General features: G+C 71.7%; 24 protein-coding genes. 11 read left to right on the forward strand and 13 right to left on the reverse strand.

The features are described from left to right. The first annotated feature begins 73 nt into the window (after positions 1-73). The 4 genes from ACGFYU_RS31135 to ACGFYU_RS31150 are packed head-to-tail and all read left to right on the forward strand — an operon-like array spanning position 74 to position 8,356. Positions 74-1,657, forward strand: coding sequence for a TIGR02677 family protein (locus ACGFYU_RS31135; RefSeq protein WP_393830653.1), 1,584 nt, complete (start codon positions 74-76; stop codon positions 1,655-1,657). Beyond that, the gene (locus ACGFYU_RS31140; protein WP_393830654.1) at positions 1,654-2,898 is read left to right on the forward strand and encodes a TIGR02678 family protein; all 1,245 of its coding nucleotides are present in this window, start codon (positions 1,654-1,656) and stop codon (positions 2,896-2,898) included. The genes ACGFYU_RS31135 and ACGFYU_RS31140 overlap by 4 nt, the downstream gene beginning before the upstream one ends. Continuing rightward, entirely contained in the window at positions 2,895-7,055 is a 4,161-nt protein-coding gene (locus tag ACGFYU_RS31145) for a TIGR02680 family protein (protein WP_393830655.1), read from the forward strand. The genes ACGFYU_RS31140 and ACGFYU_RS31145 overlap by 4 nt, the downstream gene beginning before the upstream one ends. Beyond that, on the forward strand, positions 7,052-8,356 hold the full coding sequence (locus ACGFYU_RS31150) for a TIGR02679 family protein (RefSeq protein ID WP_393830656.1): 1,305 nt from the start codon (positions 7,052-7,054) through the stop codon (positions 8,354-8,356). The genes ACGFYU_RS31145 and ACGFYU_RS31150 overlap by 4 nt, the downstream gene beginning before the upstream one ends. Positions 8,357-8,585: 229 nt before the next feature. Here ACGFYU_RS31150 and ACGFYU_RS31155 read toward each other — a convergent pair whose 3' ends face one another. The 3 genes from ACGFYU_RS31155 to ACGFYU_RS31165 form a co-directional block, all read right to left on the reverse strand. After that, positions 8,586-9,620: an ABC transporter ATP-binding protein gene (locus tag ACGFYU_RS31155; RefSeq protein WP_393830657.1), complete on the reverse strand. Its 1,035-nt coding sequence runs from the start codon at positions 9,618-9,620 to the stop codon at positions 8,586-8,588. Beyond that, positions 9,617-11,164: an ABC transporter permease gene (locus ACGFYU_RS31160; protein ID WP_393830658.1), complete on the reverse strand. Its 1,548-nt coding sequence runs from the start codon at positions 11,162-11,164 to the stop codon at positions 9,617-9,619. The genes ACGFYU_RS31155 and ACGFYU_RS31160 overlap by 4 nt, the downstream gene beginning before the upstream one ends. Positions 11,165-11,246: 82 nt before the next feature. Next, positions 11,247-12,266, reverse strand: a complete 1,020-nt coding sequence (locus ACGFYU_RS31165; RefSeq protein ID WP_393830659.1) for an iron ABC transporter substrate-binding protein — start codon at positions 12,264-12,266, stop codon at positions 11,247-11,249. Positions 12,267-12,482: 216 nt separating this feature from the next. On the opposite strand from ACGFYU_RS31165, the gene ACGFYU_RS31170 reads away from it, so the two are divergent. The 4 genes from ACGFYU_RS31170 (at position 12,483) to ACGFYU_RS31185 (ending at position 18,409) form a co-directional block, all read left to right on the forward strand. Then, complete coding sequence (locus tag ACGFYU_RS31170) at positions 12,483-15,053, forward strand: AMP-binding protein (RefSeq protein ID WP_393830660.1); 2,571 nt, start codon at positions 12,483-12,485, stop codon at positions 15,051-15,053. A 17-nt stretch (positions 15,054-15,070) separates the two neighbouring features. Beyond that, entirely contained in the window at positions 15,071-15,301 is a 231-nt protein-coding gene (locus ACGFYU_RS31175; protein ID WP_393830661.1) for a hypothetical protein, read from the forward strand. A 487-nt stretch (positions 15,302-15,788) separates the two neighbouring features. Then, positions 15,789-17,684, forward strand: coding sequence for a potassium channel family protein (locus ACGFYU_RS31180; protein ID WP_393830709.1), 1,896 nt, complete (start codon positions 15,789-15,791; stop codon positions 17,682-17,684). A 170-nt stretch (positions 17,685-17,854) separates the two neighbouring features. Further along, positions 17,855-18,409: a DM13 domain-containing protein gene (locus ACGFYU_RS31185; RefSeq protein WP_393830662.1), complete on the forward strand. Its 555-nt coding sequence runs from the start codon at positions 17,855-17,857 to the stop codon at positions 18,407-18,409. 139 nt (positions 18,410-18,548) lie between these two features. On the opposite strand, the gene ACGFYU_RS31190 is transcribed toward ACGFYU_RS31185, so the two are convergent. Next, positions 18,549-19,400, reverse strand: coding sequence for an SLC13 family permease (locus ACGFYU_RS31190; RefSeq protein WP_393830663.1), 852 nt, complete (start codon positions 19,398-19,400; stop codon positions 18,549-18,551). A gap of 76 nt (positions 19,401-19,476) precedes the next feature. Further along, positions 19,477-20,031 (reverse strand): carboxymuconolactone decarboxylase family protein, encoded by a 555-nt coding sequence (locus ACGFYU_RS31195; RefSeq protein ID WP_393830664.1) that lies wholly within the window; start codon positions 20,029-20,031, stop codon positions 19,477-19,479. Between the two features lie 106 nt (positions 20,032-20,137). On the opposite strand from ACGFYU_RS31195, the gene ACGFYU_RS31200 reads away from it, so the two are divergent. Further along, positions 20,138-20,725 carry a TetR/AcrR family transcriptional regulator gene (locus ACGFYU_RS31200; RefSeq protein ID WP_393830665.1) on the forward strand — a complete coding sequence of 196 codons (588 nt, stop codon included), beginning with the start codon at positions 20,138-20,140 and terminating at the stop codon, positions 20,723-20,725. A 71-nt stretch (positions 20,726-20,796) separates the two neighbouring features. Here ACGFYU_RS31200 and ACGFYU_RS31205 read toward each other — a convergent pair whose 3' ends face one another. Together ACGFYU_RS31205 and ACGFYU_RS31210 are read right to left on the reverse strand one after the other, a co-directional pair. Beyond that, entirely contained in the window at positions 20,797-21,297 is a 501-nt protein-coding gene (locus tag ACGFYU_RS31205; RefSeq protein ID WP_393830666.1) for a hypothetical protein, read from the reverse strand. Between the two features lie 173 nt (positions 21,298-21,470). Further along, positions 21,471-21,737 carry a hypothetical protein gene (locus tag ACGFYU_RS31210; RefSeq protein ID WP_393830667.1) on the reverse strand — a complete coding sequence of 89 codons (267 nt, stop codon included), beginning with the start codon at positions 21,735-21,737 and terminating at the stop codon, positions 21,471-21,473. Here ACGFYU_RS31210 and ACGFYU_RS31215 point away from each other — a divergent pair. Further along, the gene (locus ACGFYU_RS31215) at positions 21,736-22,065 is read left to right on the forward strand and encodes a TfoX/Sxy family protein (RefSeq protein WP_393830668.1); all 330 of its coding nucleotides are present in this window, start codon (positions 21,736-21,738) and stop codon (positions 22,063-22,065) included. The genes ACGFYU_RS31210 and ACGFYU_RS31215 overlap by 2 nt on opposite strands. A 44-nt stretch (positions 22,066-22,109) precedes the next feature. Here ACGFYU_RS31215 and ACGFYU_RS31220 read toward each other — a convergent pair whose 3' ends face one another. Further along, positions 22,110-22,430, reverse strand: coding sequence for an SRPBCC family protein (locus ACGFYU_RS31220; RefSeq protein WP_393830669.1), 321 nt, complete (start codon positions 22,428-22,430; stop codon positions 22,110-22,112). 11 nt (positions 22,431-22,441) lie between these two features. Here ACGFYU_RS31220 and ACGFYU_RS31225 point away from each other — a divergent pair, with 11 nt between their 5' ends. Continuing rightward, positions 22,442-22,906, forward strand: coding sequence for an SRPBCC domain-containing protein (locus ACGFYU_RS31225; RefSeq protein ID WP_393830670.1), 465 nt, complete (start codon positions 22,442-22,444; stop codon positions 22,904-22,906). A gap of 172 nt (positions 22,907-23,078) precedes the next feature. Here ACGFYU_RS31225 and ACGFYU_RS31230 read toward each other — a convergent pair whose 3' ends face one another. The 5 genes from ACGFYU_RS31230 to ACGFYU_RS31250 form a co-directional block, all read right to left on the reverse strand. Then, positions 23,079-23,477 (reverse strand): PIN domain-containing protein, encoded by a 399-nt coding sequence (locus ACGFYU_RS31230; protein WP_393830671.1) that lies wholly within the window; start codon positions 23,475-23,477, stop codon positions 23,079-23,081. Continuing rightward, entirely contained in the window at positions 23,474-23,758 is a 285-nt protein-coding gene (locus tag ACGFYU_RS31235) for a hypothetical protein (RefSeq protein WP_393830672.1), read from the reverse strand. The genes ACGFYU_RS31230 and ACGFYU_RS31235 overlap by 4 nt, the downstream gene beginning before the upstream one ends. Positions 23,759-24,034: 276 nt before the next feature. Continuing rightward, positions 24,035-24,163: a hypothetical protein gene (locus ACGFYU_RS31240; RefSeq protein ID WP_393830673.1), complete on the reverse strand. Its 129-nt coding sequence runs from the start codon at positions 24,161-24,163 to the stop codon at positions 24,035-24,037. Positions 24,164-24,409: 246 nt separating this feature from the next. Next, positions 24,410-24,655: a hypothetical protein gene (locus ACGFYU_RS31245; RefSeq protein ID WP_393830674.1), complete on the reverse strand. Its 246-nt coding sequence runs from the start codon at positions 24,653-24,655 to the stop codon at positions 24,410-24,412. 286 nt (positions 24,656-24,941) lie between these two features. Beyond that, positions 24,942-26,114, reverse strand: a complete 1,173-nt coding sequence (locus ACGFYU_RS31250; protein ID WP_393830675.1) for a GTP-binding protein — start codon at positions 26,112-26,114, stop codon at positions 24,942-24,944.

Below are 26,114 nucleotides of genomic sequence, written 5' to 3' on the forward strand. Positions count from 1 at the left end.
ATGAACGGTGTGAATCGGTCAAGTGCTTTCGTCCGTGCCGATCATGGTCGCGGTGCGGGGAGAATGGCGGACGATGGACACGACCTCCTCCCGGCCGGACAGCCCGGCGGACCGCTACGGGCCCTTCGCGCACCTCAGCGCACCGAACGTGCTGCTCTACCGCGCCGTGATGCGGACGTTCCTCGTCGCCAAGGAGCGGTTCGCCGTGCACCTGCGGCCCGAGGAGGTGCACAGCGGGCTCGTGGGCGGCGTACGGCCGGCCGAGCTGGAGGGGGTCGTCGGCGCCCTGGACAAGCTCGTGGCGTGGGGGAACCTGCGGGCCGATCCGGACACCGGACGGGTCACCGCCGTCGAGGACTTCTACCGCAAGCGCTTCATCTACCAGCTCACGCGGGAGGGCGAGGCCGCCGAGCAGGCCCTGTCCGCGTACGACGAGGCGCTGGGGCGGCGGGGCGCGCTGCAGGCCGTCGCGCTGCACGACATCGTCACGCAGCTGCGCGCCCTCCTGGTGCTGGCGGCCGAGGAGGCGCCGGATCCGGCCAAGGCCCATCTCGCGCTCGACGCCCTCGCCAGCCGCTTCGCCGCGCTCGCCGACAATGCGCGGGCCTTCATGGGGTCCTTGCAGCGGACCATCGACCTCCACGACGTGGGGGAGGAGGTCTTCCTCGCCTATAAGGACCAGCTCATCCAGTACCTGGAACGCTTCATCCAGGACCTGATCACCCTCGGCGGCCGCATCGCCCGGCTGATCCTGGAGCTGGAGGGCGACGGCCGGATCCAGCCCCTGCTGCAGGCCGCCGCCGCCCGCGAGGCCGCCGACGCCACCCCGCAGGAGGCCGCGCACGCCGAGCAGGCCGCGTACGAGCGGTGGGCCGGCCGGTGGGCCGGGCTCGGTGCCTGGTTCCTCAGCCGGGACGGCCGGGAGTCGCAGGCCCGGCTGCTGAGAGGGAGAGCGCTGGGCGCTATCCCGCAGCTGCTCGCCGTCGTGCGGTCGCTGAACGAGCGCCGGGCCGGGCGCTCCGACCGGTCCGCCGACTTCCGCACCCTCGCCCAGTGGTTCGCCGAGGCACCCGACGACGACGCCAGGCACCGGCTGTGGCGGACCGCCTTCGGGCTCTATCCGGCACGGCACCTCTCGGTGGACGCCGAGACGCTGGCCGCCAGGCTCGCGCACCCGGATCCCGCGTCCACCCCATGGGCCGACGCCGCGCCGCTGCACATCAGCCCCCAGCTGCGCCGTACCGGCAGCTACGAGCGGCGCGGCAAGCCCCGCAAGGTGGAGGACCGGCAGGAGGCGCGCCGGCTGCTCGCCGAGACGGCGGCCAAGCAGGCCGCCGAGATCGCCGCCGCCCGGGCCCGGCTCGCCACCGGCGGCATCACGAGGCTGTCCGGGCTCGGCGAGCTCGATCCCGTCAGCTTCCGGATGTTCCTCCAGCTGCTCGGCGACGCACTGGCCACCTGGCGGCCCGGTATGACGCACACCGTGGCCACCAGCAACGACGGATCCATGGAGATCCGGCTCACCGCCGGGGCCGACGGGACCACCGCCGAGGTCCGCACACCGGACGGGGTGTTCCGCGGCCCCGACCACACCATCGAGATCACCGACCTCACCGACCTCACCGGGGGCCGCGTCGAAGGGAGCGAGGGAGCGTGACCACTCCGCTCGCCGAAGTGCTGGACGGGCAGCACGCCGCCGAACTGCGCAAGGCCGCCCGAGCCCTCCTCAAACACCCCTTGCTGCTCGCGCACGGCGCGCAGGCCGACGAGTTCCGTCTCGTCCGGCGGCACGCCTCCGAGCTGCGGGAATGGTTCGACCGCAACACCGGCTGGTCCCTCCAGGCCGACGCCGACACGGCCAGGCTCGGCAAGACCCCGGCGCGCCTCGACGACGTCACCCACCCGGCCCGCGACGCCACGCGGAGCGCCGCTCCGTTCACGCGCCGCCGCTACGTCCTGCTGTGCCTCGCCCTCGCCGCCCTCGAACGCGGCGAGGCACAGATCGCGCTGGGCCGGCTCGCCGACCAGGTGGTCCTGGACGCCGCCGACCCCCGGCTCGCCGCCGCCGGGATCCACTTCACCCTGGACCGCAGGGAGGAGCGCCTCGACCTGGCGGCCGTCGTGCGGCTCCTGCTCGGCCTCGGAGTCCTGCGCCGGGTCGCCGGCGACGAGGACGCGTACGTCAGCGGAGCCGGCGACGTCCTGTACGACGTCGAACGGCGCGTCCTCGCCGGACTGCTCGCCACCCGCAGGGGCCCTTCGACCGTCCGGGCCGAGTCGATGGAGGACCGGCTGGCCGAACTCACCGCCGAGACGGCCCTCGACAGCGACGAACTGCGCTTTCGCGCGATGCGCCGGGCACTGACCCGCCGCCTGCTCGACGACCCCGTGCTCTACTACGACGAACTCACCGACGCCGAACTGGCCTACCTCACCCGTCAGCGCGGCTTCCTCACCACGCGGATCACCGAACTGACCGGGCTGGTACCCGAGGTCCGGGCCGAGGGCATCGCCATGGTCGACCCCGACGACGACCTGACCGACATCCGCATGCCGGAATCGGGGACCCACGGCCACGTCACCCTCCTGCTCGCCGAACACCTGGCGGCGGCCGGGGGCTTCGTCACCACGGCAGCTCTGGAGCACCGGGTGGCCGACCTGGCCTCGGAGCACGGCGGCTTCTGGTCCAAGTCCGCGCGGGAGCCGGGCGCCGAGCGTGAACTCGTGGAACAGGCACTCGCCCGGCTCTGCGCCCTCGGCCTGGTCTCCCGTACCCCCGGCGGCGTCCTGCCCCGCCCGGCACTCGCCCGGTACGCCGTCGGACCGACGGTCGTCATCGGACCCGGCACGGCGGGCTCCGCCGCGGTGCCCGCACAGCGAAAGGCCAACCGACGTTGAACCCCCGTACCGGGCTCCCGGCCCCCGCGCGCTCCCGCTGGCAGCCCCTGCGGATGGGGCTCGTCGACCTCTTCCACTACGACGTGGAGGAGTTCCACTTCCGCGACGGCCGGCTCCTGCTCCGCGGGAACAACGGCACCGGCAAATCGAAGGTGCTCGCCCTGACCCTGCCCTTCCTCCTCGACGGGGACCTCAGCGCCCGCCGTGTCGAGCCGGACGGCGACGCGGGCAAGCGGATGGAGTGGAACCTCCTCCTGGGCGGTGAGCACCCCCACTCCGAACGGCTCGGCTACACCTGGGTGGAGTTCGGCCGCCGCGACGAGGCCGACGGGGCAGAGCACTTCCGTACGCTCGTCTGCGGACTCAAAGCCGTCAGCGGACGCGGGATCGCCCGCCACTGGTGGGCGGTGACCGCGCAGCGGATCGACCACGCACCGGCCGAGCTGCGCTCACCGGGATCCCTCAGCCTCCTCGACGCCACCGGCACGGTCCTGTCCCGGGACCGGCTCATCGAGGCGGTATCCGGGGAGGGGATGGTCTACGACCAGGCCAAGGCGTACCGCCGCGCCGTCGACGAGGCGCTGTTCGGGCTCGGCGAGCAGCGCTACGCGGCCCTGGTGGACCTCCTCATCCAGCTGCGCCAGCCCCAGCTGTCCAAACGTCCGAACGAGGCCGCCCTCTCCCGCGCCCTCACCGAGGCGCTGCCGCCCATGGACCAGGCCGTCATCGCGGACGTCGCGGAAGCCTTCCGCTCCCTGGACGAGGAGAAGGAGGAACTGCGGGCCGCCGGGGCGGCCGAGCGCGCGGCCTCCGCCTTCCTCGACCACTACCGGCGCTATGCGCGCATCGCCTCAAGGCGTCGGGCACGCCTGCCGAGGACCGAGCACTCCAGGTACGAGCAGCTCCTGCGTGACCTCGCCGTGGCACAGGCGGAGAAGAGCGAGGCCGAAGACGAACGCGAGGCGGCCGCCGGCCGGATCGGCGAGCTGGCCGACAGGCAGGCGAGGCTGGAGGCGACGGACGCCGCCCTGCGCGAGGGCCCGGAGATGCGCAGCGCCCGTGAACTGGAGCGGGCGGCCCAGACTTCGGAGCGGTCCGCGCAGGCCCACGACCGGGCACGCGAGGACCAGGAGGAGGCCGATGCCCTGCACGCGCGGGCCCTCACCCGTCTCGGGAGCGCCGAGAACCGGCTCCGGGCGGCACACGAGCGGGCCGGGCAGACGCTGATCAGCGCACGGGAAGCAGCCGTTGCAGCCCGGCTGGAGCTGCCCGGGGACGAGTCACTGGCGCCTGCCGAGCTGAAGGCCGCCGTGACGGAGGCCGCCGACCGCCGCCGCCGAAGCCTCGCGCACATGGAGGACCTGGCGGACCGGGCCGACGAGGCCGAGGCCGAGCGCCGGAGCGCGGTACGGCGGCTCGACGAGGCGGAGGCCGACCTGGTGCTGGCCGCCGAGGCCCGGGACGCCGCCGAGGAGGCGGTGACGGCCGAGGGGCGCGCCCTGGTCGACGCCGTGCGTGAGCACATGGGCCGCTGCACGGAACTCGCCTACCCCGACCCGACGGGGCTGCTGGACGAGCTCCAGGAATGGGCCCGGCACCAGGACGGCCCCAACCCGGCCCGGCGGCACGCCTCGCTGGCCCACGGTGTCACGGCCGGAGCGCTCGCCGAGCGGATGGCGCAGGTGGCGCAGCAGCGGGCGGGCCTGGCGGCCCGCACCTGCGAGGCCGAGGAAGAGCTCGGGGCCCTGGAGGCAGGTGGCGGACGCGGACCTGCGGCGCCGCCCACCCGGACGCCCGGCCTTCGCGACCGGATGGCCGGTGCCCCTCTGTGGCGGCTGATCGACTTCCGGGAGCAGGTCGGCGACCGTGACCGAGCCGGGCTGGAAGCGGCCCTGGAGGCGGCCGGACTGCTGGACGCGTGGGTGCGTCCCGACGGCGAGGTGCTCGCAGCGGACGGCCACGACGTTCTCCTCGACCCGGCGAGGGGGCCGGTCGACGGACCGTCGCTCGCCGATGTCCTGTGCCCGGCAGTGGACCCCGGCGATGCCCGGTCCGCCGCCGTGGGCGAAGCGGCGGTGTCCCGCCTGCTCGCGGCGATCGGTCTCGGTGCGGCCGGCGACGGCACGGCTGCGGACACGAGAGCACCCGATGCCGTGCGAGGGAGCATGAAGCGGGCGGCGGACACCTGGGCCGCGGTGGACGGAACCTACCGCGTGGGCGCTCTCACCGGCCGCTGGGCCAAGCAGGCCGCCGAGTACATCGGCGAGGGCGCCCGGGAGGCCGCGCGCCGCCTCCGCGCCGAAGCGCTGCGCGCCGATCTGGATCTCCTGCGAAGGGAGTCGGTGTCCCTCACGGACGAGGCACAGGGGCTCGCGGACCGCCGCCGTACGCTCGATGCCGAACTCGCCTCCCTGCCGGACGAGACCGCGCTGACCCGGTCCCATGCCCGTGCCGCGGCCGCCGCCGAGACCGGCCGCCGGGCCGGGCTCCGGCGTGAGGAGCGGGCCGCGGAGGTGCTGGCCGCGGCGGAGCAGGCCGAGCTGGCGACCGCCGGCCTCCACGAGGCCGCGGCCGATCTGGGGCTGCCCGCGGACCGGTCCGCCCTGGCCGGCGTACGGCAGGCGCTCGGCGAACTCGCCGCCGTACTGGCCGCCCTCTGGCCCGCGCTGCGCGAGCGCTCGGAGGCGTCCGAGCAGGTGGAGGGGGAACGGGAGGAAGCCGCCCGCGCTGCGGCGCGCTCCGCCGCACTCGGCCTTCGTACTCAGGAGACCGCACGGGAGGCGGCAGCCGCCGACGAGCGGCTTGCCACCCTGCGCTCGACCGTGGGAACCGCCGTGGCCGAGCTGGAGCGCAGGCTCGCCGAGACCGCCCGGGCCCTGCGCGCCTGTGCGGCCGAGCAGAGCCTGTCCCAGGACCGGCGCACGCAGGCGGACGGTCGGGCCAACCGGGCTCAGGGACGGATCGAGCAGCTGGAGAAGGACGTCACCGGTGCCGCCGCCACGCGCTTCGAAGCGATCGCCGGGCTCCAGCGGTTCGCGACCACCGGCCTCATCACGGTCGCGCTCCCCGAGCTCGCCGTACCCGCGACGGGAGACGGACCGTGGGCGGCCACCCCGGCCATCGCGCTGTCTCGTGCCCTGGAGTCGGAACTCGCGGCCACCGACGACTCGGACGGGGCCTGGGAGCGGGTGCAGCGGCGCCTGAGCGAGGAGCTCAAGACCCTCCAGGACGCGCTGTCCCGCCACGGCCACACGGCCTCCGCCCGGATGGTCGAGGACGGCATGGTCGTCGACATCGTGTACCAGGGCCGGGAGCGCGCCGTACCCGAACTCGCCGAGGCACTGGCCGTAGAGGTCGGCGAACTGACCCGCATCCTCTCCGCGCACGAACGCGAGATCCTGGAGACCCACCTCATCACCGAGGTCGCGGGCACACTCCAGGAACTCATCGGGGCCGTGGAGCGCAAGGTACTGGCCATGAACGCCGAGCTGGAGGAACGGCCCACTTCCACCGGTATGACGTTGCGCCTCGTGTGGCGGGCCTCCCGCAAAGCTCCGGCGGGCCTTGCCCAGGCCCGGGGCCGGCTGCTCCAGACGGCCGATGCCTGGACTCCCGAGGACCGGGCCGCGGTCGGGGAGTTCCTGCAGACCCAGATCGCCCGCCAGCAGACCGAGGACGCGGCGGGCAGCTGGCCGGACCACCTCACGGCTGCCCTGGACTACCGCTCGTGGCACGAGTTCGCCGTCGAACGCCAGCAGCACGGCCGCTGGGTGCCCGCCACCGGACCCGCTTCGGGGGGCGAGCGCGTACTCGCGGTCTCCGTACCCCTGTTCGCCGCCGCCTCCTCGCATTACGCGAGCGCGGGAAGCCCCCACGCACCTCGGCTCGTCACCCTCGACGAGGCGTTCGCGGGAGTCGACGACGACTCCCGCGCCAAGTGCCTGGGGCTCCTCCACGCCTTCGACCTGGACGTGGTCATGACCAGCGAGCGGGAGTGGGCCTGCTATCCGCAGGTTCCGGGCATCGCCATCGCCCAGCTCTCCCGTGTCGACGAGGTGGCCGCCGTACTCGTCACCCGCTGGGAGTGGGACGGCACGGCCCGCACGCGCCGCGAGGACCCGGTGCGCCCGGCGGACCCGGAGCCACTGTGGGCGTGAGCGGTCCGCCGGTGGACGAAGCACGCCTGCGCCGTCTCCTCGGCGGCGCCGACCTGGCCTGGCTGGTGGAGCGGGTACGCCGGCGGCTGGAGCGCGGGCAGCCCCTCACCGGAGCGGTCTCGCTGGCGGCACCGAGCCCGGCCGAGCGGGCAGCGGCGGAGAGGCTGCTGGGCCGGACACCCGGTGCCGGCAGGGCGCTGACGGTCCGGCTCGACGCCGTGGACGCCGTGCTGGTCAGATCAGGTGTCAGCCCGGAAGGCCTGGAAGCGGCGGTGACGGCGCTCACCGGTCGGGTCGTTCCACTCGACGAGGTCCGCCGGAGTGAGGAGCATGCCTGGGAGGAGGCGTACACCTCTCTCGCCCTGCTGGCCGAAGACGTTCCGCAGCACGCTGCCTGGGCCGCCCGTGTCCGCGACGACGGCCTCGTACGCCGTCTCGCCCGCACACCTGCCGCCGCCCGTCTGATCCTGGAGCAGACCGTTCGCGTGCTGCGGGAACTGCCCGTCGAACCGGCACGGTCGCTGTCCGTGTTCGCCGCGGATGTTCTGGGGAGTGCCCACGCACTCGACGACGGCACGCCGGTGGCCACCCTCGCCCTTTCCGGCGCCCGCGCTCTGACCGGCCATCCCGAGGGAGCGGGAGCGGCGTGGCGGCGGGCCGCTTGGGCTTCGGCCGGCCTGCTCCGGGACGATGTCTCCTCGACGGTGCTCACTCTGGGCCTCCGCGGGACTGCGGCCCTGGACTGGATGGCAGACGGGGGCGAGCCGTGTGTCCTCACCCTCCGGCAGCTCGCCCGCCGTCCGCCGCGCACGGCACCGCCCGTGGTCCACATCTGCGAGAATCCCGCGGTCCTTTCGGCCGTGGCGGACGTCCACGGACCGGACGCCCGACCGCTGGTCTGTGTCCAGGGCCAGCCGTCGGCCGCCGCTCTCACGCTGTTGAACCACCTGCACGCGACGGGTACGGAGTTCCGCTACCACGGCGACTTCGACTGGGGCGGTCTGCGTATCGCGGCGGTGCTGATGCGGCACGTGCCGTGGAGACCCTGGCGCTACACGGCAGCCGACTACCGGGAGGCGGTGGCCGCGAGTGGGGCCGGTTCCCGCCCGCTCTCCGGCACACCGGCCCCATCGCCGTGGGACCCGGATCTGGCGCTCGCCCTGGCAGAACACGGGATGCGCATAGAGGAGGAGGCGGTTCTCGATCTGCTGCTGGCAGACCTTGGGCAGGGAGCAGATGCATCCGGCCGTGACGCTCGTTTGACGCTCGGGCCCCGAAACAGCCCGCAAGCGGCGCCGTGATCCGCCTCTGACCAGCAGTTTCTCCGGTTCCTGCCCCTCGCGACATGTAAACGATGACCCACCATGTCGAGTGCGTCGCGATCCTTGAGCCCGCCGAAAAGGGCGCCTGACCTGCGGTTCGTCGAGTGTGCGTGATGTGTGCTGTGGGCGTTACGGGCGATATCTTGACGCAAATCCGACGCACGTGACGCATGTTTGACGCACGCTCGCCCCGTTTCCTGACGAGGCGTCATGGGTGCAGGGTGGCCTCGCCTGTGACCCGGATGCCGGTGCGCTGGCCCGGCCGAACGGCGACGGATCCGCCGACCCGGATGCCGACCGGCTCCGCAAGGCCGTCGACGGCCACTGTGACCATGGCGTCGTGGCCGTAGAACGCCACCTCGGTCACCGTCCCCTGTACCTCCCCGGACCGGTCGCTGAGGTGCAGCTGTTCCGGGCGCAGCAGGACCGTCCCCTCGCGCTGATCCGCGGCGGGTGCCGCCAGGGTGAGCTGCCCGAGCGGGGTGGACGCGGTGCGGTGGTCGGCGGTCGCGGGGACGAGCACGGCGTCGCCGACGAAGCGGGCCACCCAGGGGTCGGCGGGCCTGCGGTAGACATCCTGCGGGGTGTCGCACTGGGCGATCCTGCCGTTGCGTACGACCGCCACGAGGTCCGCAGTGGACAGGGCTTCCTGCTGGTCGTGTGTGACGAGGAGGGCAGTGGCTCCGGTGGCGCGCAGGGCGGCCCGTACATCTGCACGGACTCCTGCGCGCAGGGCGCTGTCGAGAGCGTTGAACGGCTCGTCGAGCAGGACCAGGGCGGGCTCCGGCGCCAGGGCGCGCGCGAGGGCGATGCGTTGCTGCTGGCCTCCGGAGAGCTCGTGCGGCATGCGGTCGCCGTACCCGCCGAGCCCGACGAGGTCGAGCATCTCCTCCGTACGTGACCGCCGCTCGGCCCGGTCGCGTGGGGACAGCCCGAAGGCCACGTTGCGGGCCACGTTCAAGTGCGGGAAGAGCGCCCCTTCCTGGGGGACGATGCCGATGCGGCGCCGTTCCGGGGGCAGGTGCACTCCCGGACCGGCCAGTGTGCGGCCGCCGAGGCAGACGGTGCCGGCGTCCGCGCGCAGGAAACCGGCGATGATCCGGAGCAGCGTCGTCTTTCCGCAGCCGGAGGGGCCCAGTACGGCCGCCAGGGTGCCGCCGGGGACGGTCAGGTCGAGCCGGTCGAGGACGGCGGAGTCAGGGCCGTACGCCTTCGACACTCCGCTGATCTGAAGGTCGGTCATGTGCGGTGCCTCCCGAGGAGGTAGGAGGGGATGGCGGCCAGCAGGATCAGCGCGGCGGCATACGGTGCGGCGGCGGCGAAGGAGCCGGTGCCGGTCTCCGTCCAGAGCCTGGTGGCGAGCGTGTCCATGGCGGTGGGGCGCAGCATCAGCGTCGCCGGGAGCTCCTTCATGCAGACGACGAAGGTCAGGGCCGCCCCGGCCGCGACCCCGGGCGCGGCGAGCGGCACGGTGACTTCGCGCAGCACGCGCAGGGGACTGCGGCCCAGCGAGCGCGCGACGTCCTCCAACACCGGCGGGGACTGCAGCACCGCGGCGCGCGTGGCGGCCACCGAGACGGGCAGGAACAGCACGGCGTACGCGCAGACCAACAGGGGGAGCTCCTGGTACAGCGGTTCGGCGTAGCGGACCGCGAAGAAGACCAGTGACAGTGCGACGGTGATTCCCGGCAGGGCGTGCCCGGCGTAGGCGGACTGTTCCAGCAAGTGCGCCGTCCGGCCGCGGTACCGGGCGGCGATCACGCCGACGGGCAGAGCGAGGCAGGTGGTGAGCGCCGCGCCCGCAGCGGCCACGCCGAGGGTCGTGCCGGCGGTATCGAGGAGCGTGGCCGGGTCCCATGTGGCGGAGTTCCCGACGGCGAGCCAGTAGGCGAGGGTGGCCAGCGGCATGAGCACGGCGACGGCCGTGACCGCCGCGCACCAGGCCAGCGCGGGCGCCTGCCACCGGCCGAGCGGCGCCGCAACGGAGGGTCGCGCGGTGCCGGTTCCGGTCCGGGAGTGTCCGGCGCGGCCGCGGGTCCGCGACTCGACGGCGACGAGGGCGATGGTCATCACGACGAGGACCACACTGAGCGCGGCCGCGGGGGTGCGGTCGAAACTGGCCCGGTAGGAGGTGTAGATGCCGCGGGTGAAGGTGTCGTACCGCATCAGCGACACGGCGCCGAAGTCGGAGAACACGTACAGCGCGACCAGCACCGCGCCTCCCGCGGCCGCCGGACGGAGCTGGGGCAGCGTGACCCGCACGAACGTTCGCAGCGGTCCGACCCCCAGTGAACGGGAGACCTCTTCCTGGGCCGGATCGGAGCCGCGCAGCGCCGCGGTCACGGGGAGGTACACGTACGGAAAGCTCACCAGGGTCAGGGCGACCGCCGCCCCGGTGAACCCCGCCAGATCGGGGAAGGCGGACAGCCAGGTGAAGGCTGCGACGTAGCTGGGCACGGCCAGGGGCAAAGTCGCCAGCACGGACCAGAGCCGCGCCCCGGGCAGCGTGGTGCGCACGGTGAGCCACGCCAGGGACATGCCCAGCACGAGCGACGCCGAGACGACGACGGCGGCCAGCCCGAGGCTGCGGCCGAGGAGCAGGAAGGTCCGCTCGTCGGCGACGACGCCCCAGGCGAATCCGGGGCCCCGTTCCAGGGAGCGCACGGCGAGGTAGGCGAGCGGCAGCAGGGCGAACACCGCGGCGAGCGCGGCGAGGACGAGCAGGAGGGCCGGAGGTCGCCTCGAGGCCCTCGGACGGCTCGTACGCGGCCGTGCGGCCGGAAGCAACCTCCCGGCCGGACGCGCCGCGGTTTCTACCGCCCCGGGGGAACTGGCCGGGGCAGCGGGATCGCTGGGGTGCGGCACCGACTCAGACCATCCCGACGTCCTGGAGCATCTTCAGAGTCTCCTGAAGCGATTCCAGCTTGCCGAGGTCGATCTTGGGGGCGTTGAGGGAGTCCAGCGGCGGCAGGTCCTTGACGGTGCTGGTCACGCCGGCGGCCAGGGGGTACTCCTTGGTGTCGTCGGCGAAGTACTTCTGCGCCTTCTCCGACAGCAGGAAGTCGACGGCCTTCTGTGCCACGGGGGCCTGGTCGCTGCCCTTGATGATGCCGACTCCGGCCGTGTTGACGAGCGCGCCGGGATCGCCGCCGGGCAGGAAGTGGATCTTTGCCTTGACCTTGTTCTCGCCCTTCTCGGCGACCTGCTCGTACCAGTAGTAGTGGTTGATCAGGCCGAGCGAGACCTCACCCTTGCCGACTCCGTCGAGGACCTTGAGGTTGTTGTCGTAGACCTTGGGATCGTTGGCCTTGAGGCCCTTGAGCCAGGTGCGGGTCGCGTCGTCGCCCTCGAGGACGCGCATGCCGGTGACGAAGGCCTGGAAGGAGGCGTTGGTGGGTACGTACCCGATCTTGCCCTTCCACTCCGGCTTGACCAGGTCGTGGACACTGTCGGGCGCCTTGGCGACCTGGTCGGGGTTGTACGCCAGAACGCGTACCCGCCCGGAGGTTCCCACCCAGTCGCCGGCGTGACCGCGGAACGCCGGGTCCACCTTGTCGAGTGACTGCTGAGGCAGCTGCTGCAGAAGGCCCTTGGTGGAAAGGGCACCAAGAGCTCCTGCGTCCTGGGAGAAGAAGAGGCCGGCCCTGGTCTTCCCGCCCTCTTCCTGGATCTGGGCGGCGAGTTCGGCGCTTTCCCCGTAGCGGACGGCGACGGAGGTGCCGACGGCCTGCTCCAATTCGTCCAGCAGGGGCTTGACCAGTTTCTCGTTGCGGCCGGAGTAGATCACAAGCCCGGCGTCCTCCTCGTCGGTGCCACAGCTCGCCAGAGCGGGTACGAGGAGCGCTGCCGCGGTGAGCGCGGCCAGGCGGTGGACCAGAGGGCGTCGCATGAAATGCCTTCCTGCACGTGCAGCAGAAACCTGTGAACGCACTATAGGTAAGGTAAAGCTAACCTAAAGGTCAAGTGGTGGCCTGCAACGTTTTGGTCGCGCCGGGCCGGTGGAGGGGTCGAGCCGCCGGGTGAAATCCTTGTGGATCTTTCATGGTGTGGACGTGACCGCACTGTGACTATTCATAGAGGTAAGCCTTTCCTAAGATGCGCTCTCGTGACAGCCCGCTCCGCCCTCGTTCCCGGCCTCAACACCGTCCCGTTCGCCCGTGAGCTCGCCGCCCACGGCGACCGCCCGGCACTCATCACGGCAGACGGCCGGCTGACCTACCGCGAGCTGGCCGCGCTGGTGGACGCCATGGCGTGCCGCCTCGGGCGTGAACGCCGCCTGGTCCTGCTGGCGGGCGCCAACACGGTCGAAGCCCTCGTCATCCACCTCGCCGCCCTCACCGCCGGACACCCCGTGCTGCTCGCGCCGGCCGACCACCCCGAGGCAGTGCAGGGGCTCGTCGATGCTTACGACCCGGACATCGTGGCCCGCCCCGTCGGCACGCAGTGGGTGCTAGACGAGCGGCGCCCCGTCACCGCCCACAGCCTTCACCCCGACCTCGCCCTGCTGCTGAGTACGTCCGGCTCGACCGGATCGCCCAAGCTGGTCCGGCTGTCGCACGGCAATCTGCAGGCCAACGCCGAGTCCATCGCCCAGTACCTGGACATCCGCGACACCGACCGCGCCGCCACGACGCTGCCCCTGCACTACTGCTACGGCCTTTCCGTCGTCCACAGCCACCTGCTGAGCGGCGCCGGGCTGATCCTCACCGACCTGTCGGTCGCGGACCCGTGCTTCTGGGAGCTGTTCCGCGCAGGCCGCGGCAGCACCTTCGCCGGCGTCCCGTACACCTTCGACCTGCTCGACCGCGTCGGTTTCTCCACCATGGAGCTGCCCCACCTGCGGTACGTCACCCAGGCCGGTGGACGCCTCGCGCCCGAACGGGTCGGCCGCTATGCCGCCCTCGGACGCGCCGCCGGCTGGGAGCTGTTCGCCATGTACGGCCAGACCGAGGCCACCGCGCGCATGGCCTACCTGCCGCCGGCCCTGGCCGAGACCCATTCGCAGGCCGTGGGGATCCCCGTCCCCGGTGGCTCCTTCCGTCTGGACCCGGTGGACGGCTGGCCCGCGGGGGACACCGGCGAGCTGGTCTACAGCGGCCCCAACGTCATGCTCGGCTACGCCCACACGCCAGAGGACCTCGCACACGGCCGGGCCGTGCGGGAGCTGCACACCGGTGACATCGCCCGCCGGACTCCCGAGGGACTGTACGAAATCGTCGGCCGGCGCAGCCGGTTCGCGAAGGTCATCGGCCTGCGGATCGACCCGGCACAGGTCGAGGCGATGCTCGAACGGCACGGGGTCAGCGCCCTGTGCGCCGGCGACGACGAAGCCCTCACGGTCGCCGCCGTCGGCTCCGACGGCGACGAGCGCCGGATCCGCTCACTCGTGACGGGCGCGTGCGGCCTGCCGCCCCGCGCCGTCCGGGTCCGTATGCTCGCCGACCTGCCCCGGCTGGCCGGTGGCAAGCCCGACTACCAGGCGGTTCGCGCCTTGGGGCAACAGGCCGGCAGCGAGGCGCCCGATACCGGGCCGAGCGGCACGGGCAACAGCACCGAGGACCTCTGCCGGCTCTACGCGCGGGTGCTCGACCGGCCCGACGTCACGCCCGACAGCACCTTCGTCAGCCTCGGCGGCGACTCGCTCTCGTACGTCGAGATGTCCTTGCACATCGAAGAACGCCTCGGTCACCTGCCGCCCGGCTGGCATACGACGGCGATCCGCGATTTCGCCCCGGGGCGCAGAGACCCGTCCGTGAAGAAGCGACCTCTGGAGACCAGCGTCGCCCTGCGGGCCATGGCGATCTTCTGCATCGTCGGCTCGCACATCCACGTCTTCGGCATCAAGGGCGGGGCCCACATTCTCCTCGCCGTCGCCGGATACAACTTCGCGCGTTTCCAGCTCGTCGACGTCGCGCGGGGCGAACGCATCCGGCGGGCGGGCACCAGCATCGCGCGAACCGCCCTGCCGGCGCTGAGTTGGATCGGCCTGATGCTCCTGCTCACCGACGACTACAGCTGGGCCAACCTTGTCCTGCTGGAGAGCGTGCTCGGGCCGCCCGAACTCAAGACGGGCATGCAGTTCTGGTTCATCGAGGCGCTGGTCTTCATTCTGATCGCGGCCGTCGCCCTCTTGGCGCTCCCGCTCTTCGACCGGGCGGAGCGACGCTTCCCCTACGGCCTGCCCGTGACTCTCGCGGCCTTTGGCCTGCTCACCCGCTACGACCTGCTGGGTCTTCCGGACCGGGACCACATGCCGGACGCCGTCACCGTCTTCTGGCTGTTCGCGCTCGGCTGGGCGGCGGCAAAGGCCGCCTCCGCACGTCAGCGCCTCCTGGTGACCGCCGCGGCACTGGTCACCATGCCCGGCTTCTTCCCCGGCGACCCCGGCCGTGAGGCGATCATCGTCGCCGGATTCGCCCTCCTCGTCTGGGTACCGGCCATGCCCAGCCGCGAAGGCATCAACCGTGTGGCCGGCCTCCTGGCTTCCAGCTCGCTCTACGTCTACCTGACCCATTGGCAGGTCTTCCCGCTCATCGAGGGCTTCTCCAGGCACCTCGCGTTCCTTGCGTCGCTGGTCTTCGGCGTTGCCTGCGCCACGGCGGCAGCCCGGCTGATGAGGGTGCGCACGTCGCTGCCCTCCCCGAGAGGATGGCGGTTCACCTCGGTTCCTCGGTGACCTGACGGGCTGATCGTGTGACCACTGCGGCGGCAGCCGGATTCGTCGTCGTACAACCCGCCCACCTCAGCTCCCGGACCCGCGTCGGCGCAGCCGCGGGCGCCGCACACAGCAGCGCCTACGACCCCGCCCACGCCTACTCCTTCGGCCTGCAACGCGTCCTCGACGCCTTCGCCGCCCTGATCGGCCGAATCGGAGACGCGAAGGCATCGACTTCACCGCACCGGCACGATGTCATTGCCCCGTGAGCGGGAGGGACCCCGAAGGTGGTTCCGGCGGCGACGAGGGCTCAGCCGGCGTGGTCCTTGAGCTGCCCGGTGTCGAGGACGCAGGGCCCACCACGGCCCAGGGGAAGACGCCGCTCACTGGCCGCTGTTCCAGTCCTCAGCGGTACCGGCCGGCCCAGAACCAGAGGTGTTCACACAGGCTCCCTACGAGCGACGGGGCCGCCGCCGAACGTCGGGCAGGCGGCAGCCACCCCTCATACATTTGCCACAAAGGACGGGAGGGCTGGGCAGCTCCGGCCGATTCCACCAAACGGCTCTGCCTCGGATACGCCGAAACGCGATCGCGTGCATCCGGCAGTGCTGCCGGCGTCAAAGACATGATCAAGCGCGCGGGCATGACGACGACGCCGTAGAGGCGGTGGGGTGCGCGGGAGCGGATCCGGCACGGCATCCTGTGATCGTGTCCTCGATATCTGCGCACTCTCAACACGCCCGCACAGCAGGCCGGATGGTCGTGTGCGGCGACGACGGCCTGGCCCACCGCCTGGCCGCCGAGCTCCGCGATGTGTACCGGGAGCAGGTGACGCTCGTGGTACCGGCGGCCGGCGAGCCGCAGCCGGGTGGAGGGAACCGGCCGAGCCCGGGGCGCGGGCTGTTGGGGCGTATGCCGACGCCGAGGACACGCGCGGCGGTCGCGGGGGAGCACGGCCCGCGCGAGCTCCACCGGATGGAGGCGGCGGAGCCGGATGAGGAGGTGCTGGCCGCTGCGGGGGTGGCCGGGGCCTCCGCGCTGGCGCTCGTGTACGAGGACGACGACACGAACGTGCGGGCCGCGCTGATGGCCCGGCGGCTCAACCCCCGCCTTCGTCTGGTGATCCGCCTGTACAACCGGAAGCTCGGCCAGTACCTGGAGGACCTCCTCGACCAGGCTGCGATCGTCGCCGAACCCGGGATCGACCTGCGTGAGCTGGACTCGTCCACCACCGTGTTGTCGGACGCCGACACGGCCGCCCCCGCACTGGCGGCCAGCGCCGTCGCCGGCACCAGCAAGGTGATCCAGGCGGACGGACTGTTGCTGCGGGCGGTGGAGCGCACTCCTCCGGGACGGGGTGAGGTGGCCGATCCGGGGCTGTGCACGCTGGCGCTGCTGTCGGCCACGTCCAGCGATCCGGCCGGCAGCGAGGGGTCCGAGCTCAGTGGGGACCGGGCGCCGCAGTTGCTGCCCGACGACCGGGCCGTGGCCGCCGCGACCGGGCGCGGCATCGTGGCCTTGGAGGCGGTCTCCCACGCCGCGCCGATGACCTCGGGGGCCAGGCTGGCCGCGGCATCACTGCCGATGGCCTCCCTCTTCTCGCGGCGGCTGCGGTGGTCGCTGGCCGGCATCGTCGCGGCCGTGGCAGCGCTCGCCACGGCGTCCTGGCTGACCACGGGGGACCATCCGCTGCACGCCGCGTACATCACCCTGCTCGACATCTTCTCGATCAACGACCCCGCTGTGGGAGAGCCGCCCGAGCGGAAGACGTTGCAGATCCTGGCCGGGTTCGTGGGCCTGCTCCTGCTGCCGGTCCTTGTGGCAGCCGCGCTGGAGGGCCTCGGTGCGTTCCGTACGGCGACGGTCCTGCGCCGCCCGCCGCGCAGCCTCTCCGGGCATGTGGTGCTGCTCGGGCTGGGCAAGATCGGGGCGCGAGTGCTGGCGCGGCTGCGGGAGCTGGAGATCCCGGTGGTGTGCGTGGAGTCCGACCCCGAGGCCCGCGGCTTCGCCCTGGCCCGCCGCCTGCGCGTGCCCGTGGTCCTCGGGGACGTCACCGAGGAAGGCGTGCTGGAGGCTGCCCACATCCACCGGGCACGCACGCTGCTCGCCCTGACCAGCTCGGACATCACCAATCTGGAAGCGTCCCTGTACGCCCGGTCGGTGAAGGCCGACCTCCGGGTGGTGCTTCGGCTGTACGACGACGACTTCGCCACCGCCGTCTACCGCACGCTGCGTGCCGCACACCCGGCGGCCCTCACCCGCAGCCGCAGCGTCACGCACCTTGCCGCGCCCGCGTTCGCGGGGGCGATGATGGGCCGACAGGTGCTCGGCGCGATTCCGGTGGAGCGCAAGGTGCTGCTGTTCGCGGCGGTGGAGGTGGCGGGCCATCCGCAGCTGGAGGGCCGCACCGTCGCCGAATCCTTCCGTCCCGGCGCCTGGCGTGTCATCGCGCTGGACACGGCCGCTCCGCAGGACCGTCGCCCCGACCTCGCGACCGCCCTCGCCGACGGCGGCGGGCAGCGGCCGGGGTTGGTGTGGGAGCTGCACCCTGGCTATCTCCTCCGGCCGGATGACCGCGTCGTCCTGGCTGCCACCCGACGAGGCTTGGCGGAATTGCTCGGGCGTGGTCCTGCCCGGACGGCCGGAGTCTGAGTTGCACGCCCTTGGTGCGTCGGCCCTGGCGACCGCGGCCGCGGTGTGGACCACTACCCGCCGGCGCCCAGTCCGTAAGGGAATCGTCACCACGACTGGTCTGGCAGCCCTGGCGATCACCCCGTTGAATGCATGTGACGGATGAGTCGTGTCACGGTGAAGGAGCGGCAGTGCAAGACAGGAAACGACGCAGATGGCCTATCGCAGGTGCACTGATCACGGCCCTGGCGGTGCTGGGCGTCGGGCTGTACTTGTTCCAGCCGTGGAAGCTCTGGCAGAACGACACGGTCAACGAGGCTCTGCCGACCGCCCCCGCCGTTCCGGGGCCCAGCTCCTCGTCGACGGCGGCCCCCACGAATTCCCCTCCCGGTCCGCAGACCCTCTCCCAGGGCGCCCTCATCAGCCACGAGCACGCCACCACGGGCACCGTGAAGCTCATCCGGCTCCCCGACGGCTCCCGCACGCTCCGGCTGGAGAACCTCGACACCAGCAATGGCCCGGACCTGCGCGTCTGGCTGACCGACGCCCCCGTGAAGGAGGGCAAGGAGGGCTGGGACGTCTTCGACGACGGCAAGTACGTCAGCCTGGGCAAGCTCAAGGGCAACAAGGGCGACCAGAACTACGAGATCCCGGCCGACGTGAACGTCGCCGACTACACCAGCGTCACCATCTGGTGCGACCGCTTCAACGTGTCCTTCGGAGCGGCGGCCCTGCAGGCAGCGTGACCCACGCCGGCCCGTGACTGATGCCGTGCCCGCAGTCACCCTTGTGCCCGTGTCACCCTGGTCGTCGCGTCAGGGGCGCGCGTACATCCGGATCGGGATCGGGGGAAGACGTGGCGGACCGGGAGACACCGGGGAGCCCTCACGCGAAGGCGAAGTACCGCAGCCACAGGTACAGGGGCGAGACGGCGATGGTGACGGCGGCGACGACGAGGCCGTATCTGGTGAACTGCCAGAAGCTGATGGGCTGGCGGTTGTGTTCGGCGATGCCGAGGACGACGACGTTGGCGGAGGCGCCGATGGCGGTGGCGTTGCCGCCGAGGTCGGCGCCGAGGGCCAGGGCCCACCACAGGACGTGGTCGGGGTCGCCGCCCATGTCGGTGACGAGCTGGCTGGTGATGGGGGCCATGGTGGCGACGTAGGGGATGTTGTCGACTATCCCGGAGAGTACGGCCGAGCCGCCGAGCAGCAGCATGGAGCCGCCGAGTTCGTCGCCGCCGATGGCGTCCGCGAGGGAGCCGGCGAGGGTTCCGATGACGCCGGTCTCGATGAGGGCGCCGACCATGACGAAGAGCCCGGCGAAGAAGGCGAGGGTGGGCCACTCCACCTCGCCGAGGACCTCGCCGGTTTCGACCTTGGAGATCGCGATGAGGAGGCCGGCGCCGAGGAGGGCGACGACGCTGGGCTCGTAGTGGAGTACGGGATGCAGCACGAACCCGGCGACGACCAGCGCGAGGACGCCCAGGCCCTGCGCAAGGCGCCGCGGGTCGGTGATGGCCTCGCGTTCGCGCAGCTCCATCAGCTCGGCGGCGCGCTTCTCGTCGTAGACGAAGGCGCGAGCGAACAGCACCCGGCACAGGGCCAGCAGGACGACGGTCAGGACTGCGCACAGCGGCGCGAGGTGGACGAGGGAGTCGTTGAAGGTGAGTCCGGCCCGGCTGGCGATGATGGCCGCCGAGCCGGCCACGGCCTCGGTCAGCGGCAAGATCGCCATCGCCGACTGAGCTCCGTCGCCGCTACGGAGACCGGCGCGGGGCCCGCTTCGCAAGAAGTGGCCCCGCGGCCTGGCATCAGCCGGCGACAGCGGCGAAGGGCGTGACGAGCGGCCACTCGACGTCGACGTCCAGTGCTTCGTTGACGTAGTTGGTGAAGATGTTGCGGACCGTGTTGGCGATCGTCTCGACGATCTCCTCGTCGGTCAGGCCCGCGTCGCGGGCGGCGGCGAAGACGTCGTCGCCTATCCGCCCCCGGGTCTCGGTGACCGCAACGGCGAGCCGCAGTACGGCGGCGGCCTTCGGGTCGGCGCTCGTTCCCCGCCGGGCGGCCTCGATCTCCTCGTCGGAGAGTTTGGCGACGTTCCGGGACACCATGGTGTGGGCGGACAGGCAGTAGCTGCAGCCGTTGAGCTCGGCGACGGCGAGAGCGATGCGCTCCTGTATGGCGGCGGAGAGGACGCCCTCCTGCAGGGCGCCGAACAGGCCGAGGAAGCCCTTGAGGGATGCCGGGCTGTTGGCCATGGCCCTGGCCATGTTGGGGGTGACGCCCAACGTCCGCCGGGTGGCTTCGAGTTGTTCGGCGGCAGCACCGGTCGCGGTGGCCGGGTCGATGAGGTGCACGCGGGACATCGAGGCTCCTTGGAGTCGGATCGAACAGATCTGTCTGTTCGGTTTGATCAAGGTAGGAGCGCCCATCTGTGTTGTCAAACAGATCTGTTCGTTCGATACTGCTGCCATGGGCCACAAGTCAGGAGTTCCGTCGGTACGCGAACGGCTGCTCGCCACAGCGGACGAGCTGTTCTACGCCGAGGGCATCCGCGCGGTCGGCATCGACCGCGTCATCGCGGAGAGCCGCGTCGCGAAGTCATCGATGTACGTCCACTTCCGTACCAAGGAAGACCTGGTGGAGGCGTACCTCCGTGGCCGCACCGACACTTGGCGCGAACATGTGGCACGGGAGGCCGACGTGCGGGCTCAGGAGCCGGCCGCCCGGGTCCTGGCCGTCTTCGACGTCTTCCACGAGGCGATCTCCCAGCCCGGCTTCCGTGGCTGCCCCTTCACCAACGCCGCAGCCGAATACCCCCATCACGAGGGCATTCAGGCCGTCATCGCCTACGACCGCGCCTGGCTGCCGACCCTGTTCACCCGCCTCCTGCAACCGCTCGACGCGGGGGAGAACGGCGAACTGGTCGCCGCCTTGGTCCAACTGTGCGACGGCGCCATCGCGGCCGCCCACCTCGACCGATCGCCTGCCAGTGCCCTGACGGCCAAGGCGACGGCCGAACTCCTGCTGGCCGCCCGGCTGCCGCAACGTTCAGCCTGACGGCAAGCGTGAAGGCGCGACACCTCCGATGCCTCCGGTTGGCGCGCCCTTCTCGGGAAGCGGGGGCTGCCTCAGCCGCGCAGCTGGAAGTCCAGGAGTGCCGCCTTCTGTCCTTGGACGGTGGTGGGCGTGCTTTCCACCTGGCCTGTGGCTCCGCTGTACTGCCCGGTTCCGCCGATGACCGCGAAGGTCACCTTCTTCTCCAGGTTCGCGAACTCCTCACCGCCGCTGAAGACCAGGTTGCCCTTGGCCAGCCGGACGGTGCAGTCCAGGAGGAAGCTGCCGTCCTTCAGTAGCTGAATCCGGGTCAGCGAGTCTCCGACGGGCTTCCCCGATTGCTGGTCCACGGCGGGCTCTTCGAACAGCAGGACCTTACCGGGCGTCATGGCGTTCATGTCGCCGAAGACGGGGTCCTTCTCCAGCAGGACGACCTTCAGCGACTCGGCCTTGCCGGCAGCCTGTCCGGCTGCCGCTGAAGCGGTGGCGGGTCCGAGACCGACCAGCGTCAGAGCGAATGCGGCTCCCAGAGTCGGTGCGAACCTCCGCCTCCGGCCCGTTCGAGTGGGGTGCATGCGTACTTCCTCTCCGTCCCCGTACGGCTGGGGACTGCCTCACCCGGGCAACCCCACCGGGTCCTCCGCCACTGCGCGGACGCGTGGCGCGAGCGCCGGGGCGCCGTGACTCGCGGCGTCCACCCATGCACCACGTTAAGTCCCCCGATCGGTCCTCGCCCGGTGGGCCGCGCTCAGGCGCTCAGGTACCGGCTCTGTGCGAGCGTGAGAGCCGTGCGCGCGGTCTGCTCGAAGGGTTCGAGGGTTCCGGAGGCGCGGCACAGTACGTGGGCGCCTTCCAGAAGGGTGATGAGCATGGCGGCCAGGTCATTGGCCTCGTGCGGTGAGAGACCGGCGGCGGTGAGCCGTTCGGCGAGCTGCCCGATCCACGAGTCGAACGCGGCGGCCGCACCCTCTCCCGCGCGGCGCGCCGTCGGGCCGTGCGGGAGAGTGGGATCCATGACGTACGACGAAGGCCTGGCCCAGCGGATCAGGGAGCGGCTCGGCGAGCGGTCGGGTCTCACCGAGAAGCGGATGTTCGGCGGCCTGGCCTTTCTGCTGGGTGGCAACATGACGGTGGGCGTGGTCGGTGACGAGCTCATCGCCCGGGTGGGGCCCGAGCGCACCGAGGAAGCCCTGGCCCGCCCGGAGGCCCGCCCGATGGACTTCACCGGCAAGCCGATGCGCGGCTGGGTGACCGTCGGCGGCCCCGCGCTCGCGCAGGACGAGGTCATCGACCACTGGATCGACACAGCGGTGGGTTTCGCGAGCTCGCTCCCGCCCAAGTGACGGCACTCCGAGGTCACGTGACCCGGCCCGCGCCTGGACCGCACTCAAGTGTTCCGCTCCAGGAGGGCCTTGAGGCGGGCCAGGTCCTTGCTCTGGGCGCGGCGCATGGCGACCGCCATTGCGGGGGCGGCCAGCGAGGCGAAGCCGCGGGGTTCGCCGCGGTTGCGCAGGGTCATGCGGGTGTGATCGCCGTGCTCCCCGTACGGCTCCCAGGTGTACGTGGTCTCCATGGGGAAGGGGCCCGAGCTGGTCTGCATCACCAGCCTCCGGCCGGGCTCGTACGCGGTGACCTCGTACGTGTAGGCGAGGCGTCGGCCGAGGAATCGGGCGGTGAACGCGATGCGGGACCCGACCGCGACGGGCACGAGAACCCCTCATGACGACCCCCTCGACGCCCACCGACACGGTCACCCTGGAACGGCACATCGCGGCCCGCCCCGAGACTGTCTTCGGCTTCTTCACCGACCGTGAGAAGTGGCTGTCCTGGATGGGCGCCGACGGCACCTTCTCCTTCGAACCCGGCGGCTCCTACCGCACGCGCGTCACCGGAGAGAACGTCGCCTCCGGCCGCTTCCTCACTGTCGACCCGCCCAAGCGGATCGTCTTCACCTGGGGTTGGGAGAACGCGGCCATGCCCGTCCCGCCGGGCTCCAGCACAGTGGAGATCACCCTGGAGCCCGTCGCCGACGGCACTGTGCTGCGCCTGGTGCACACCGGACTCCCATCCCCCGAGGCGTGCGCCGCGCACGCCGAGGGCTGGCAGCACTACGTCGACCGCCTCACGGTCCGCGCCGAAGGCGGCGACCCGGGCCCCGACGCCTGGATGGAGCAGCCCTCCTGATCCCCGCCGGTCCCGCGACGCCGCCGCGCCGCGGTGGCCGCGAGGGCGGGGACGCGTAGGGGCTGGATCGCAATCTCGAGGAGGTCAGCGAGAGGAGAACGGTCCAGGCCGTTGGGATGACCCCGTTCGGTGCTGGAACTGATGTACGGCGTAGTGCCAGGGGCGGTGCCCGTCAGACCTTCTCGGCGGTGACGCGTAGGTGGTCGGCGGTGAGCATGCCGATGTCCTCGACGTCGGAGGTCAGGATCGTGACTCGGCCCGGGTGAGCCAGGGCGGTGGCGCAGAGCATGGCGTCGATGGCGTACTTGTGGCCGTGCAGTCCGGCCGCGCGCAGCAGGGCAGCGGCGGACTGGGCGAGGGCCTGGGTGACCGGCTCGACCCGCAGCCGGGACAGCGTCCACTTCAGGGCGGCGTCGTTGATTCGGGGATGGATCACCTCGACGAGCACCGCGGCCGAGGTGATCACCGGAAGGTCGGCGTCGCGGGCGGCGGTGAGCCACTCGTGGACCTCGCGGTCGCGCTGAACGGCCTTGACCAGGCCCTCGCTGTCCAGGATGAGGGCGCCGCTCACGCGGCCACCCCGGTTCCGGAGGAGGAGCCGCCGGTGAGCTTGGCGCGCTTGGCGGCCACAGCCTCCGGGTCGGCGGGGCCGTTGGTCTCGTCGAAGTCGGCGATCAGCTCGTCCAGGTTGTCACGCTCGATCTGCCTTTGCGCGGCCCTCTCCAGGTACGCGGACACACCCCGCTTACCGACCCGCTCGCGGATTGCTTGCAGGGTGCCGGCGGTCAGGGAGACGGAGATGCCGCTGCTGGGGCCGTCGCCGGGAGGGAACTCGGTGTCTTCGTCAGCCATGACACGAGTATGGCATTTCAAATGCCATACGGCGAGATCCTTTGTGGCGGCGGGCCTCGGAGCCCCTCTTGACGCTCGTGACGCTCAATTGACGCTCGTTCTGACGTGGTGTCAGGGCTGTGATCGTGCAGGTAGCGCTGGGTGCCGAGCTCCGTTGCCGCGGTCTGACTTTGCCGAGACTTGAAGGAAATGGGGTCACTTCCCCCGTCGCTGGTTGCGGCGGCGGGCGGGCTGTCAGGTGTGGCATCCGGGCCCGGAAGACCGCAGAGTGGGCGCTCAGTAGCTGGGTCCGTAGGGGCTCAAGCCGTGGATGAACGGCTTGAGGTCCTCGGCACCCGGCTTGCGGCTGGAGAGGGGTTCGAGGACCGACAGACAGGCTTCGATCGGTGACGTGCAGGCGCGCATGCACCTGTGCTTGCTGGGTGACCTGGACCAGGTTCCCGGCCTTCCGCTAGGCCTCGGCGAGACGTGCGATCGCCTGCGGCAGCTCCCCTTCGGCGCGTCCGATCGGGGTGAAGGGGTCGACGTCGTCACTGACCCGGCTGACGAGGTGGTGGGCCTGGACGGCGTATCCGCCGGCGAGCCGGTAGCCGAAGTCCTCGGCGAGTGCTTCCAGGCCGAGGCGGATGAGCCGGTGGTGCAGGTCTTCGACTACGCGGCCGCCGCCGACGCACTGGCGAGTTCGGGGAACCGGGCTTCCCAGGCGGCCCGCGCAGGGCAGGGCGGGAACAGGGTCCGCCAGTGGCTCCGCAGCACGTCGGCATCGGGGTGGGCGTGCAGGTCCTCGGGCGTTTGTGCCTCGCGGATCACCCGTTCGTACATCAGCAGCACATCGGCGTCGTCGGCCAGGCCGTATGCGTAGTGCGGGCCCCGGTCCAGGTGCCGGGGCAGGATCACGCGGCCCTCCACCGGCCCGCTCAGTCCCCCGAGCGACCCCGGCAGGGTGTACGGCCGAAGCTGTGCGTACCTGCTGCTCGTGTCGCCGACATGCCCGAATCCGGGGCCTTGCGGCATGCACGACCTGCGAGCGCGGCACATTCCGTGTCCCCGGCGGAGTGCTCAGCAAGGTTCCGCAGCCGGCGAGATCGCGACGGTCTCGCTGGCCTGGCCTGGCCTCGGTCGCTGGGGCCGTGCGCGACCTCGGTCGAGGGCGCAGGGGGGACCCCCATCCCGGCCCGGAGTCTCAGGCCGCCTCGGCGGCGTGCTCGTGGAGGTCGCAGGTGTCGTCGTTTCCGTACGTCTCCCAGGCGGGGAACTCGTCGTCATGCGGTACGGGTTCGCCCGGCGCGAGCAGGCAGGCGTCCAGTGCCGCGAGGAGGGCTTCGTGGCGCAGGCCGGCGCCGATGAAGACCAGCTCCTGGCCCTGTGCGGTGCCGGGTCCGCGGGTGCCGGAGGGTTCGAAGCGGGCGACGGCGCCGGCCTGGGACCACAGTCCGGTCACACGGGGGCGGCTGGCGAGCCAGAAGAAGCCCTTGGAGCGCAGGATCCGCCCGAACGTGCCGCTGTCGAGGCCCTTGGTGACGAACGTCCACAGCCTGCCGGGGTGGAAGGCCGCGTCGGCGCGGAACACGACCGAGGAGATTCCGTACTCCTCGGTCTCGGGGACGTGGTCGCCGTTGAGTTCCTGGACCCAGCCCGGCGCCTGCTGTGCCTTCTCGACGTCGAACAGGCCGGTGCCCAGGATGTGTTCGAGGGCTACGTGTCCGCGTACGGCGGGCACGACGCGGGCGGCCGGGTTCAGCCGGGTCAGCGCGGCCCGCAGGCGTGCGGCCCGGTCCGGATTCACCAGGTCCAGCTTGTTGAGGATGATGACATCGGCGAACTCGACCTGGTCCACGAGCAGGTCGCTGATGGTGCGTTCGTCGTCCTCGTAGGCGGCGAGGCCGCGCGCGGCCAGTTCGTCGCCGCCTTCGAGTTCCCGCAGGAAGTTCGCGGCGTCGACGACGGTGACCATGGTGTCGAGGCGGGCGAGGTCCCCGAGGGTGGCGCCGTCGTCCCGGGGGAAGGAGAAGGTCGCGGCGACCGGCATGGGCTCGGAGATGCCGCTGGACTCGATGAGCAGGTAGTCGAAGCGGTCCTCGCGGGCGAGCCGGTCTACCTCCTCCAGCAGGTCGTCGCGCAGGGTGCAGCAGATGCACCCGTTGGTCATCTCGACCAGTCGCTCCTCGGTACGCGAGAGCGCCGCCTCGCCACCGCGCACGAGCGCCGCGTCGATGTTGACCTCGCTCATGTCATTGACGATCACCGCGACGCGCAGGCCCTCGCGGTTGCCCAGGACGTGGTTGAGCAGGGTCGTCTTTCCCGCGCCGAGGAAACCGGACAGGACGGTCACCGGCAGGCGGTCGTACGAGGTCAC

It is taken from the genome of Streptomyces sp. NPDC048337, assembly GCF_043201175.1.
In the GTDB taxonomy this organism is placed as follows: Bacteria; Actinomycetota; Actinomycetes; order Streptomycetales; family Streptomycetaceae; genus Streptomyces.

Excerpts from the sequence above, each read along its gene's own strand:
- ACGFYU_RS31210 (WP_393830667.1), bottom strand. The coding sequence starts at position 21,737 with ATGGATCCCACTCTCCCGCACGGCCCGACGGCGCGCCGCGCGGGAGAG.
- ACGFYU_RS31195 (WP_393830664.1), bottom strand. The coding sequence starts at position 20,031 with ATGTCCCGCGTGCACCTCATCGACCCGGCCACCGCGACCGGTGCTGCC.
- ACGFYU_RS31215 (WP_393830668.1), top strand. The coding sequence starts at position 21,736 with ATGACGTACGACGAAGGCCTGGCCCAGCGGATCAGGGAGCGGCTCGGC.
- ACGFYU_RS31235 (WP_393830672.1), bottom strand. The coding sequence starts at position 23,758 with ATGGCTGACGAAGACACCGAGTTCCCTCCCGGCGACGGCCCCAGCAGC.
- ACGFYU_RS31190 (WP_393830663.1), bottom strand. The coding sequence starts at position 19,400 with ATGGCGATCTTGCCGCTGACCGAGGCCGTGGCCGGCTCGGCGGCCATC.
- ACGFYU_RS31155 (WP_393830657.1), bottom strand. The coding sequence starts at position 9,620 with ATGACCGACCTTCAGATCAGCGGAGTGTCGAAGGCGTACGGCCCTGAC.
- ACGFYU_RS31135 (WP_393830653.1), top strand. The coding sequence starts at position 74 with ATGGACACGACCTCCTCCCGGCCGGACAGCCCGGCGGACCGCTACGGG.
- ACGFYU_RS31205 (WP_393830666.1), bottom strand. The coding sequence starts at position 21,297 with ATGCACCCCACTCGAACGGGCCGGAGGCGGAGGTTCGCACCGACTCTG.
- ACGFYU_RS31165 (WP_393830659.1), bottom strand. The coding sequence starts at position 12,266 with ATGCGACGCCCTCTGGTCCACCGCCTGGCCGCGCTCACCGCGGCAGCG.
- ACGFYU_RS31180 (WP_393830709.1), top strand. The coding sequence starts at position 15,789 with ATGGTCGTGTGCGGCGACGACGGCCTGGCCCACCGCCTGGCCGCCGAG.
- ACGFYU_RS31240 (WP_393830673.1), bottom strand. The coding sequence starts at position 24,163 with ATGCGCGCCTGCACGTCACCGATCGAAGCCTGTCTGTCGGTCCTCGAA.
- ACGFYU_RS31225 (WP_393830670.1), top strand. The coding sequence starts at position 22,442 with ATGACGACCCCCTCGACGCCCACCGACACGGTCACCCTGGAACGGCAC.
- ACGFYU_RS31200 (WP_393830665.1), top strand. The coding sequence starts at position 20,138 with ATGGGCCACAAGTCAGGAGTTCCGTCGGTACGCGAACGGCTGCTCGCC.